We start from the raw sequence: 11,668 nt of genomic DNA, 5'->3' as shown, positions 1-11,668 counted from the left end.
GCTAGACGTGATCGGGATGACGGGGTTCGGGGTTTTGAAGCGCGCGGGCGTGTGGCTGGGCGGGGCGGCAATGCTGCCGGCGCTGGCGGCTGCGCAATCGAACACTGCCGCGCCGCAAACGACCCCAGGGCTCGGCAGCTTCAACCTGCCGCCGTCGACCCGCCCTACCCCGCGGCCGATCCCGACCTCGGGCCCGATCATCGCGCCGCTCATACGGCCCACGCCGACCCCGACGTCGAGTATCCTCAAGATCCCGCCCGTCACGGCGACGCCCACCGCCAGCGCATCACCCGCCGCGCCAGCGACGCCGCGCGCAACACCCACCCGGCGCCCTACCGTTGCAGCCACTCCTACAGCGGCCCCGACCATCGCGCCGACGCCACAAACGGTGACGCCGACTCCGACACCGGAGGCGACTGTCGCGCCCGTGCCGGTTGCCAGCGCCACGCCCGAAGCGGCGCTGCCCCCGCCCGCGCCCGCCGAACGGGCATTGAGCGGTTGGTCGACGGGCCTGCTGGTTGCGATCGGGACCGCCGCGCTCGCGCTCGTCGCAGTCGGCGGCTTCCTGCTCGGCCGTCGCCGTGGCGCGCGTGAGGAAGAGCCAGCCGAAGCGTATGCGCCCGCGCCCGCCGCCGCGCCGCCGGAACCGCCCGCGCCGCCGGTCGAGCCGGTCGCGATTCCCCCGCGCCGCCGGACCGCCGATGAGCTGCAGCCCAGACTGGAGATCATTCTGATCCCCAAGCGCGCGGGAACCAACCTGATGGGCGCGGCCGTGGACTACCGCGTGATCGTCCGCAACACCGGCCCGGTCGCGGCGCGCGAGGTACGCTTCGGCGTGTACCTGCTGAGCGCGAGCGCGCGGCAAGCGCAGGATCTGCAAATGATCTTCGCCGCGCCGATCGATCAACCAATGGTTCCGCCGTTCGATCTCGCGCCGGGCGCCGAGGTCGACCTGTCGGGGATGGGGATGCTTCAACGCGAGCAGCTCAACGTCATGACGATCGACGGCAAGCCGTGGTTCGTGCCGGTGCTGGCGATGAAGGCCGAGTATCGTTGGGGCGAGAATGTCGGCGCGCCGGGAGTCGCCACCGCCGCGCACATGATCGGGATCGACCGCGGCGAGGGCGCCAAGATGGCGCCGTTCCGGCTCGATGCCGGGCCGCACATGCACCCCGAAGTGGCCGAGCGGAAGGTGGCGTGACCTACGACGAGGTGGTGCTCGGCAGGCGGAGCATCCGCGGATACAAGCCCGACCCGGTGCCGCGCGCGCTGATCGAGGAGATTATCGGCCTCGCGATGCGCGCGCCGTCGTCGATGAACACCCAGCCGTGGAATTTCTATGTCGTGACCGGCGAGCCGCTCGACCGCATCCGCGCGGGCAATACCGAACGGATGGTCGGCGGCGTCCCGCAGTCGCGCGAGTTCCGCACCGGCCAGCCGTTCGCCGGGCCGCATCGCGAGCGCCAGATCGGCGTCGCGAAACAGCTGTTCGCGGCAATGGGCATCGCCCGCGACGATGCCGAGCGGCGACAGGACTGGATGCTGCGCGGGTTTCGCCAGTTCGACGCGCCGGTCTGCGTGATCGTGACCTACGACCGTGTGCTCGACGGCAGCGACGACACGCCGTTCGATTGCGGTGCGGTGGCCACCGCGCTGGTCAACGCCGCCTGGTCGCGCGGGCTGGGCGCGGTGATCAACAGCCAGGGGATCATGCAATCGCCGGTGGTGCGCGAACATGCCGGGATCGCCGACGATCAGGTCATCATGAAGAGCATCGCGCTCGGTTGGCCCGATGAGGAGTTTCCGGCGAATGCGGTCGTCTCAACGCGCAAGTCGGTCGACGAGGCGACGGTGTTCGTCGGGTTCGAGGACTAGCGCCGCGCGGCGAGAATCGCGTCGCGCATCGCCGGATAGGCCAAATCGTTGCCGTGCCCGCTTAAATGATCGCCATCGAAGAAAAGCGGGCGCCCAACGGGATCGAACGCGCGGCACGGGTCGGCCGGACACAGGACGGGCAGGGGATCCCACACGCGCAGCGCGAGATATTGGCGAGCTAAGTCGGTCATCGTGGCCATCACATGGCGGCGCATCGTAAGCACGCGGTCGCGCGGGATCGTGAAGCCGCCCGCGCAAATCGGGTTGGCGCGGTCGTACCAATCGACGCAGCGGAACGGCGGGGCCGGGAAGAGCGGCTTGGGCGCTTCGATCACGACGCGGAATCCTGCGGCCTGGAGCCGGGCGAGCGTCGCTTGCGCCTCCGCGACGGCCGCTGGCGGCAGCGAATTATCGACTGGCGTATCGTGCGCCGCGTCGTGGCCGAACTGGTTGACTAGCCGCGTCAGCCGCAGGCCGGGCAGGAACACCACGTCGCCGGGACGGCCTTGCGCTCGCAGGTTGTCGTAGAACGCGCGGTAGAAGGCCGCGCATCGATGATTCACATCCATCGGCTGAATTAGCCGCAGGAACGGGCAGCCGGGGTGGAAGTAGCTCGCCACCGGCACGCCGAGCTCGGCGGCGAGCTGGCGGTAGTTGGGCAAATAGGCAGTGTTGTGCGAATCGCCGATCGCGAAGACGCGGAATGGCGCCTGGCATCCGCTCGGCGTCCATCGCTCGACATCGCCGCCGCCGCTCGACCCGCGCGCCGCTTCGATCGTGCAGTGCGTCAGCCGGGGGTTCAGCGGGCGATCCGCGTCGGCATACCAGGTCGCGTGATCGCGCGTGACGCTGATCGAAAGGGCCTGCGCCTCGAGCAGCATAACGAACCCGAGTGCTGCGCAGACGAGCGTTCCCGCCGTCATGCGCGCGACGACGCGCTTGCTTGGGCGCGCGCTGGCTTTGGCGCGCCGCCGGAACGGGCGCTCGACGAGGAAATAGGAGAGCGTCGCCAGCACGAACGCGAGCGCCAGCGCGGCTAGCTGATACACGCCGCTATCCAATCCGACGGTCCAGCGGAACAGCGTAAAGACCGGCCAGTGCCAGAGGTAGAGCGAATAGGACAGCCGCCCGATCGCGACGGGAGCGTGGCTGGCGAGCAAGCGCGCGATCGGCGTACCGGGCGACGCGACCACGCCGGCGGTCAGCGCGACCGTCCCGAGCACCGGGACCAGCGCCAGCGGGAAGGGGAAGTTTCCGCCATCCGGTATCGCCAGCGCGATGGCGACCGTCGCCAGCCCCGCCCACGCCAGCCAGCGCCACTGCGCCAATGCCGGCCGCCAGCATGGCACCGTCAGGCACAGGATCATGCCCAGCCCCAATTCCCAGAACCGCCCGACGATAAGGTAGAAGGCGTATTTCTGCTCGATCCACGTCAGCACACCGCACAACGCGAACGACGCCACGCCGACCCAGCCGATCAGCCGTACCGCGCGCCCCGCGTCGAGCCTCGCGCTGTCGAGCTTCTGGTGCCAGAACAGCAGCAGCGGGAAGAACAGGTAGAATTGCTCCTCCACGCCCAGCGACCAGGTGTGCGTGAACGGGTTGAACCCCGCCTGGACGCCGAAATAGCCGTCGGTGTCGGTCGCGAGGATGATGTTCGACAGGCCGAAGAAGGCGAAGCGCGCGGTCTGCGGCACCGCGCGGCTCAACCAGGCCTCGGGAATCAGCATCTGGTTGGCGAGGATCGTGACGAGCAGCATCGCGAGCAGCGCGGGCATGATCCGCACCAGCCGCCGCGCGTAGAAATGCGACAGCATCGCGGGAAGGGTGGCGAAGCGTTGCCCTATCATCGACCCGGTCACGACGAAACCCGAGATCGCGAAGAAGATGTCGACGCCGGTAAACCCGCCGGGCAGCAGGCCGGGGCGCAGGTGATACGCGATGACCGACAGCACCGCGACCGCGCGCAGCCCGTCGATCGCGGGAATATAGCCCAGCCGGTGCTGAGCGGTGTCACCGGTCAAGTTGGTAATCCCCCTGGCGCAAGGGGTTAGGGGTATTGCGGGCATAAGAAAAGGCAGCCCCGTTGCCGGGACTGCCTGTTTCTTTTGGCTGGGCCGTCACGGGAATGAATCCCGTGACGTCGGACGCTGGCGTAGCCAGCGCCGGCCGGCCTTGTCGGGATGCGGATTAGCTTGCGCATCCGCCTTCCCGACTGCGGCTTACTTCAGCTCGACGGTCGCGCCGGCTTCTTCAAGCTGCTTCTTGATCTTCTCGGCTTCGTCCTTGCCGACGCCTTCCTTGACGGCCTTCGGAGCCGACTCGACCAGCGTCTTGGCTTCGGTCAGGCCGAGCCCGGTGATCGCGCGGACCTCCTTGATGACGTTGATCTTCTTGCCACCGTCGCCGGTGAGGACGACGTCGAACTCGTCCTTCGCTTCTTCGGCGGCACCGCCACCGGCGCCACCACCAGCGGCCGGCGCGGCAACCGCGACGGCAGCGGCGGCCGAAACGCCCCACTTCTCTTCGAGAATCTTCGAAAGCTCGGCCGCCTCGAGGACGGTCAGTTCGCTCAGCTGGTCAACCAGCTTACCCAGGTCTGCCATGATATTCTCCGTTAAAATTCAATAGGTTTACGTTGAAATTAAGCTGCTTCCTTGGCCCCGTAGGCGCCGAAGACTCGGGCGAGCTGGCCGGCCGGCGCCTGGGTGATGCTGGCGAGCTTCTGCGCCGGCGCCTGAATCAGGCCGACGATCTTGGCACGCAGTTCATCCAGCGACGGCATGGTGGCGAGCGCCTTCACACCTTCCGCGTTGAGGGCAGTCGCGCCCATCGCTCCGCCGACGATTTCCAACCGGTCGTTGGTCTTCGCGAAATCGACCACCACCTTGGCGGCCGCGACGGGATCGACGGAAGTGGCGAGACCGACCGGCCCGGTGAGCATGTCGCCCAGCGAGAGGTAGTCGGTGCCGTCCAGCGCGATCTTGGCAAGCTTGTTCTTCGAGACCTTGTAGGTCGCACCGGCCTCACGCATCTTCGTCCTGAGCTGCGTCGACTGCGCGACGGTCAGGCCGAGGTTGCGGGTGACGACCACCACACCAACCTCGGAGAAGGTCTGCTTGAGATCGGCGACGGCCGCGGCCTTTTGAGCACGATCCATGCCATTCTCCACGTTAGGGCACCCATCAAAGTATTACTTTGATGGGAACCGTTCTTGGACGTACGGCAACGCGCCGTGCGTCCGGTTCAAAAGTCCAACGATGGGGAATGGATGCCGCGCAAAGGCGACCAGCCGGCGAACCGGCGAAATATCCTGTCCCCGCCTCGGCAAGAAATTAAGCGGGAAACCCGCACTTGCTGTCTCGGACGGTAACGCGAGCGGGCCGGAACCCATCCGCGAAGCGCGCGCCAATATACGAGCACGCCGCGAAGTCAACCTTTCGCTCCGCCGCGAGCCTGCTATCATCGATGTAAATAAGCAGGAGAGGGCGATGACGAGGATCGGTTTGCTCGCGATGGGCGTGGCTTTGGTGGCGCTCGGCGGGTGCGGCGGGCCGAAGGTCGACGCCAACGGCTTCACGATCGATCCCGATTTCGAAAAGCACCTCCAGCAGCAATTGCTCGATGCGAAACCCGGCGACGTCATCACGATCCCGGGGGGCAAGTACAAGCTGACCAAGAGCCTGAGCCTGACCGCCGACGGTGTCACCGTGAAGGGCGCGGGGATGGACAAGACGATCCTGTCGTTCGCCGGGCAGACCTCGGGTGCGGAGGGGATGCTCGTCACCGGCGACGACTTCACGCTGCAGGATCTGGCGCTCGAGGATACGAAGGGCGATGCGCTGAAGGTCAACGGGGTCAAGAACACCGTCATCCGCCGCGTCCGCGCCGAATGGACCGGGGGCGGCAAGACATCGAACGGCGCGTACGGCCTCTATCCGGTACAGGTCACCAACGTGCTGATCGAGGGCTCGGTCGTGAAGGGCGCGTCGGACGCCGGCATCTATGTCGGGCAGTCCAACAACATTATCGTCCGCGACAATCGCGCCGAGGGGAATGTCGCCGGGATCGAAATCGAGAATTCGACCGGCGCCGACGTCTATGGCAACACCGCGACGGGCAATACCGGTGGCATCCTGGTGTTCAACATGCCCAATTTGCCGGTGCCGGGCAGCAAGACGCGGGTGTTCAAGAATAAGGTGAGCGCCAACAACCACGCCAATTTCGGCGCGGCGGGAAGTGCTGTCAGTTCGGTGCCGCCGGGGTCGGGGATCATCGTCAACTCGAACGATTTCGTCGAAATCTTCGACAACGACATCGCCGACAACCAGACCGCCAACGTCATCATCTCCAGCTACTATTCAACCGGCTTCGACACCAAGAAGGGCGTCGCCGCGGCGTACGATCCGTTCCCGCAGAACGTCTATGTGACGGGCAACCGCTTCGTCGGGGGCGGGACCAATCCGGGGACGAAATATGCGCCGCTCAAGGCGCTCGGCGGCGGGGCGCTGCCGGCGGTGCTGTGGGACGGGTTCGTCGACCCCAAGGTGCCGAATGCGGGCATCTGCGTCCAAAACGGCGACGCGAAGCTGCTCAACGCGGACGGGCCGCATAAATTCGCGGGCGCGCGAATCGATACCGCGGTGAACTGTGCCCCTGCGGCGCGATTGCCCGAGATCAAGCTGCCCGACGCGATGACGAAGGAAAAATGATCGCGCGGGTCGTCGCTGCGCTGGCGGCGTTGCTGTTCGTCGCGGGGTGCCTGCACAATCGCGACTCGGTGAATTTCATCGCCGATGGCAATCCGGACAAGCTGTCCGACTGGGGCCTCTTCACCGTCGCGAACGGCCGGATCGCGCCGCATGCGGGGATGGTGACGTACGAGCTCAACAGTCCGCTGTTCAGCGACTACGCGCAGAAATGGCGGACGGTGTGGATGCCGAAGGGCGTCGCGGCGTCTTACGACCCCGCGAAGTCATTCGACTTCCCCGTCGGCACGATCGTCACCAAGACCTTCTACTACACGACCCCCGCCGACGCCGCCTCGCCGCAGACGAGCGCGACAGTGGTGAAGATGACCCCCGCGACCTACCAGAGCGGCGTCACCGGGCTCGATCTCAAGCATATCCGGCTGATCGAAACGCGCTTGCTCGTCCGCCGCGCGGAAGGGTGGGTGGCGTTCCCCTATGTCTGGAACGCCGAGGGCACCGACGCAACGCTGGAGCGCACCGGCGCGGACGTGCCGCTGACCTTTGCCGACGGCGCGCAACGGACCGATTTCACCTATTCGGTCCCCAACCAGAACCAGTGCGCCGGGTGCCACGCGCAGGATTTCCGTGACCGCAAGATTTCGCCGATCGGTCTCAAGGCGCGCCATCTCAACCGCGCGTTTCCGGGCGAGGGCGGGGAGATCAACCAGCTTCAGCGGCTGGTCGCGATGGGCTATTTGAAGGGCGTGCCGTCGGCGGGCGTCCCGCAGAACGCGAATTGGGAGGATGTCAGGCCCGACACTGCGGCGAGGGCGCGCGCCTATCTCGATATCAACTGCAGCCATTGCCACAATCCCACCGGCGCGGCGCGCACCTCCGGCCTGTGGCTCGACGCCGCGACGAGCGACCCGCGCCTGCTCGGCATGTGCAAGCCGCCGGTCGCTGCCGGGCGCGGCACCGGCAATCGCCCGTTCGACGTGGTGCCCGGGCACCCCGAAACCTCGATCATCCCCTATCGCCTGGCGAGCACCGACCCCGGCGAGATGATGCCCGAGCTCGGCCGGTCGCTGACGCACCAGGAGGGCGTCGCGCTGATCACGAATTACATCCTGACGCTGAAGGGCGCGTGCCAGCGTGAGGATGGGCCGAGCCGTTAGCGCAAGCCTTGCCGAGCGCGACACGCGCCCATAAGGTTGCGGTTGAAAACTGGAAATCGCGGGCGCCAACGACCCGCGGGCCGGCAGAACGGGATGGCCATGGCGACGATCACGTACATCGAACATAACGGCACCGAGCACGTCCAGCAGGTCGAGACCGGCTGGAGCGTGATGGAGGGTGCGGTCAAGAATGGGGTGCCCGGGATCGATGCCGATTGCGGCGGGGCGTGCGGGTGCGCGACGTGCCATGTCTATGTCGATCCCGCCTGGCTCGCCGCGACCGGCACGCGCACCGAGCCCGAGGCCGAGATGCTCGAATTCGCCGAGAACGTCGCCGCCAACAGCCGCCTGTCGTGCCAGATCGAAGTCAGTGACGCGCTCGACGGCCTGATCGTCCGCATGCCCGAAAGCCAGCACTGATCCGCAAAGGAACGCCCGATGAGCACCGCACCTGCCCAAGTCCTAGATGACGCCCGCTCGATCGCTTATGCGACCCCGATCGACCAGATCGACCCGGCGCAAGCCAAGCTGTTCCAGGACAACGAGATGTGGTGGAATTTCGAGCGGCTGCGCAAGGAGGACCCGGTCCACCTCGCCGAGAGCCCGCTGTATGGCCGCTATTGGTCGATCACCAAGTTCAACGACATCATGGCGGTCGACACCGACCATCAGACCTTCTCGTCGGAGCCCGGCATCACGCTCCAGACCCTGCAGGACCAGGCGAGCCCGCTGCTCCCCGGCCTGTCGAGCTTCATCACGATGGACCCGCCGCGCCACGACGTTCAGCGCAAGACCGTCAGCCCGGCCGTGTCGCCGACCAACCTCCAGATCCTCGAGCCGCTGATCCGCGAGCGGGCCGCGGCGATCCTCGACGGCTTGCCGATCGGCGAGGAATTCGACTGGGTCGAGAACGTCTCGCGCGAGCTGACCGCGATGACGCTCGCGACCTTGTTCGGGATGCCGCAGGAGGACCGTCGGACGCTGACCTATTGGTCCGATGTCGTGACTGCGGTGCCCGGCCACGGCGTGGTCGAGACGCGCGAGGAGAAGATCGGCATCTTCATGGAATACCGCGATTATTTCATGAAGCTGTGGAACGCGCGGGTGAACGAGGAGCCGACCGGCGACCTGATCTCGATGCTCGCGCACGGGGCAGAGACGCGGAACATGACGCCCGAGGAGTATTTCGGAAACGTCATCCTGCTGACCGTCGGCGGCAACGACACGACGCGCAACACGATCACCGGGTCGGTCTACGCGCTCGACCGCAACCCGGGCGAATATGCCAAATTGCTAGCCGATCCCGGGCTGATCCCGTCGATGGTGTCCGAAACGATCCGCTGGCAGACCCCGCTCGCGTACATGAAGCGCCGCGCGACGCGCGACATCGAGTTCCGCGGCAAGCAGATCCGCGAGAATGACGTGGTCGCCATGTGGTACGTCTCGGGCAACCGCGACGACGAAGTGATCGAGCGTCCCAACGAGTACATCATCGACCGCGCGCGCCCGCGCCAGCACATGTCGTTCGGGTTCGGCGTGCACCGCTGCGTCGGCAATCGCCTCGCCGAACTCCAGCTCAAGATCATCTGGGAAGAGATCATGGCGCGTTTTCCCGCGATCAATGTGGTCGGTGAGCCCAAACGGACCTTTTCGACCTTCGTGAAGGGCTATGAATCGATGCAGGTCGTGATCCCGCGCCGGCACTAGGTCAGCGGAGCTTCACCAGCATCGTATCAAGCGCCTGCAGGAAGCGCGAGCGGTCGGTTTTCGAGAATGCCGCCGGCCCGCCGAGCTGATCCCCGCCCGCGCGCAGGTCCGCCATGATCGCGCGCGTCGCGATCGCGCTGCCGATCGAGCTGGTGGTGAAGGGCTTGCCTGTCGGCGCGAGAACCGACGCCCCAGCCTTCAGACAGCGATCGGCGAGCAAGATGTCCGCCGTCACCACCACCGCGCCCGGTGCGGCGCGTTCGGCGATCCAGTCGTCGGCAGCGTCGAATCCGTCGCTCACTACCACTCGGTCGATCAGCGGGTGCGCGGGGATTCGGATCGGCGAATTGCTGACGATCGTGACGGGCACTTCGAGCCGCCACGCGACCTTGTAGATCTCGTCCTTGACCGGGCAGGCGTCGGCATCGACCAGGATGCGGCGGGTCGTCACGCTCGTCAGTGGGGCCGGCGCGGTGCGCCCGTGCCCGGTCCCTTGCGGTGCGCCTTGGCGCGGTGGCGCGCGTGACGAGGGGCGGAGGGACGCTGCTCGCCGGTCGGGGCAGCGCGGTGGAGCGTCTTGCGCGCGGGGGCCGACGCTTGCGGGACATCGACCGGCTGGATGCGGATGCCACTATCGTCCTCGCCGTCCTGTCCGGCGCTCTTGATCACCGCGGCGGCGAAGCGGTTGGCGATCGCGCGAGGGATCTGGAATCCGGTCTCGTTCGCCTGGATGCGGATCGCGCCGACCTCGTTCTTGGTGATCCCGCCGCGGCGGCAGATCAGCGGGAGCAGCCAGCGCGGGTCGGCATTCTGGCGGCGCCCGACGTTCATCACGAACCATACTGTGTCGTCGAACCCCGGACGATGATGCTGCTTGTCGGGCGCGAGGCCGGGGTTGGGCGCCGAGGCGAGCAATTCCTCGGGCTGCGGCATCGACGCGCGGTGCGCATGGACGAGCGCGGCGGCGATGTCCTCGGGCGATTTCTTCGCCATCAGTTCGGCGGCGAGCGCGCGATCCTCGTCGTCGAACTCGATCTCGGCGAGCATCGCCGCCAGCATCCGCTCGCGGTCCTTGGCGCGGATATCCTCGGGGGTCGGCACCGGCATCCAGGCGAAGTCGATTCGCGCGCCCTTCAGCATCATCTCGACTCGGCGGCGGCGCGGGAAAGGGACGATCAGGACCGCGGTGCCCTTCTTGCCCGCGCGGCCGGTGCGGCCCGAGCGGTGCTGGAGCGTCTCGGCATCGCGCGGCAATTCGACGTGAACCACCAGGCTGAGCGTCGGCAAATCGATCCCGCGCGCGGCGACGTCGGTCGCGACGCACACGCGCGCGCGGCGGTCGCGCATCGCCTGGAGCGCGTGGTTGCGCTCCTGCTGGCTATGCTCGCCCGACAGCGCGACCGCGGCGAACCCGCGCTCGACCAGGCTGGCGTGGAGGTGACGGACATTGTCGCGCGTCGCGCAGAACAGGAGCGCGGTCTCCGCCTCGTGAAAGCGCAGCAGGTTGATGACGGCGTGCTCGATGTCCGACGGGCTGACCGCGATCGCTTGATACGCGATGTCGCCATGCCCGCGATCCTCGCCGACCGTCGAGATGCGCAGCGCGTCGTTCTGATATTTGCGCGCGAGCGCGACGATCTGGCGCGGCATCGTCGCCGAGAACAGGAGCGTGCGCCGCTCGCGCGGAGTCGCGTCGAGCAAGGTCTCGAGGTCTTCGCGGAAGCCCATGTCGAGCATCTCGTCGGCCTCGTCGAGCACCGCGACCTTGAGCGCAGACAGGTCGAGCGCGCCGCGTTCGCTGTGATCGCGCAGCCGCCCCGGCGTGCCGACGACGATGTGTGCGCCGTGGGACAGCGAACGGCGCTCGCGGCTCGCGTCCATCCCGCCGACGCAAGTGGCGATCCGCGCGCCCGCCTTGGCGTAGAGCCACGACAATTCCTTGGCGACCTGTAGCGCGAGCTCGCGCGTCGGCGCGATCACCAGCGCCATCGGCGCGCCGGGTTGCGGCAAAGTACCGTCTTCTAGCAGTTCGTCGGCCATCGCCAGCCCGAACGCGACGGTCTTGCCCGACCCGGTCTGCGCCGACACGAGCAAGTCGCGGCCGTGCGCGGCGGGCTCGCTGACCTGCACTTGGACGGGGGTCAGCTTTTCATAACCCTTGGCGGTCAGCGCCTCGGACAAAACGGGGGGAAGGTGCGAAAAGGGCATGCGATCTCAACA

Annotated in this window: 11 protein-coding genes; 6 read left to right on the top strand and 5 right to left on the bottom strand. The window is 67.1% G+C overall.

Annotation, left to right across the window (positions count from 1 at the left end; genetic code table 11):
* The first annotated feature begins 16 nt into the window (after positions 1-16).
* Both E7773_RS01975 and E7773_RS01970 read left to right on the top strand, forming a co-directional pair.
* Positions 17-1,201, top strand: coding sequence for a hypothetical protein (locus E7773_RS01975; RefSeq protein WP_293987441.1), 1,185 nt, complete (start codon positions 17-19; stop codon positions 1,199-1,201).
* On the top strand, positions 1,198-1,875 hold the full coding sequence (locus tag E7773_RS01970; protein ID WP_293987438.1) for a nitroreductase: 678 nt from the start codon (positions 1,198-1,200) through the stop codon (positions 1,873-1,875). The genes E7773_RS01975 and E7773_RS01970 overlap by 4 nt, the downstream gene beginning before the upstream one ends.
* On the opposite strand, the gene E7773_RS01965 is transcribed toward E7773_RS01970, so the two are convergent.
* The 3 genes from E7773_RS01965 to rplJ form a co-directional block, all read right to left on the bottom strand.
* Positions 1,872-3,899, bottom strand: a complete 2,028-nt coding sequence (locus E7773_RS01965) for an acyltransferase family protein (RefSeq protein WP_293987435.1) — start codon at positions 3,897-3,899, stop codon at positions 1,872-1,874. The genes E7773_RS01970 and E7773_RS01965 overlap by 4 nt on opposite strands.
* 198 nt (positions 3,900-4,097) lie before the next feature.
* On the bottom strand, positions 4,098-4,481 hold the full coding sequence (rplL, locus tag E7773_RS01960; RefSeq protein WP_293987432.1) for a 50S ribosomal protein L7/L12: 384 nt from the start codon (positions 4,479-4,481) through the stop codon (positions 4,098-4,100).
* Positions 4,482-4,519: 38 nt separating this feature from the next.
* Entirely contained in the window at positions 4,520-5,035 is a 516-nt protein-coding gene (gene rplJ / locus E7773_RS01955) for a 50S ribosomal protein L10 (protein ID WP_293987429.1), read from the bottom strand.
* A 331-nt stretch (positions 5,036-5,366) separates the two neighbouring features.
* Between rplJ and E7773_RS01950 the strand changes: the two genes are divergently transcribed.
* The 4 genes from E7773_RS01950 (at position 5,367) to E7773_RS01935 (ending at position 9,448) form a co-directional block, all read left to right on the top strand.
* Complete coding sequence (locus tag E7773_RS01950; protein ID WP_293987426.1) at positions 5,367-6,587, top strand: parallel beta-helix domain-containing protein; 1,221 nt, start codon at positions 5,367-5,369, stop codon at positions 6,585-6,587.
* Positions 6,584-7,741 carry an SO2930 family diheme c-type cytochrome gene (locus tag E7773_RS01945; RefSeq protein WP_293987424.1) on the top strand — a complete coding sequence of 386 codons (1,158 nt, stop codon included), beginning with the start codon at positions 6,584-6,586 and terminating at the stop codon, positions 7,739-7,741. The genes E7773_RS01950 and E7773_RS01945 overlap by 4 nt, the downstream gene beginning before the upstream one ends.
* A gap of 99 nt (positions 7,742-7,840) precedes the next feature.
* Positions 7,841-8,161 (top strand): 2Fe-2S iron-sulfur cluster-binding protein, encoded by a 321-nt coding sequence (locus E7773_RS01940; protein WP_293987422.1) that lies wholly within the window; start codon positions 7,841-7,843, stop codon positions 8,159-8,161.
* A gap of 18 nt (positions 8,162-8,179) precedes the next feature.
* Positions 8,180-9,448, top strand: a complete 1,269-nt coding sequence (locus E7773_RS01935) for a cytochrome P450 (RefSeq protein ID WP_293987420.1) — start codon at positions 8,180-8,182, stop codon at positions 9,446-9,448.
* Position 9,449: 1 nt separating this feature from the next.
* Here E7773_RS01935 and E7773_RS01930 read toward each other — a convergent pair whose 3' ends face one another.
* Positions 9,450-9,899, bottom strand: a complete 450-nt coding sequence (locus tag E7773_RS01930) for a YaiI/YqxD family protein (protein WP_293987417.1) — start codon at positions 9,897-9,899, stop codon at positions 9,450-9,452.
* A gap of 5 nt (positions 9,900-9,904) precedes the next feature.
* Positions 9,905-11,656, bottom strand: a complete 1,752-nt coding sequence (locus tag E7773_RS01925) for a DEAD/DEAH box helicase (protein ID WP_293987414.1) — start codon at positions 11,654-11,656, stop codon at positions 9,905-9,907.
* Positions 11,657-11,668: the final 12 nt, after the last annotated feature.

Origin of the sequence: Sphingomonas sp. (assembly GCF_004799495.1) — a bacterium.
In the GTDB taxonomy this organism is placed as follows: Bacteria; Pseudomonadota; Alphaproteobacteria; order Sphingomonadales; family Sphingomonadaceae; genus Sphingomonas.
The sequence above is the reverse complement of the archived record's forward strand: the minus strand, read 5'-3'. Positions and strand labels throughout refer to the sequence as shown.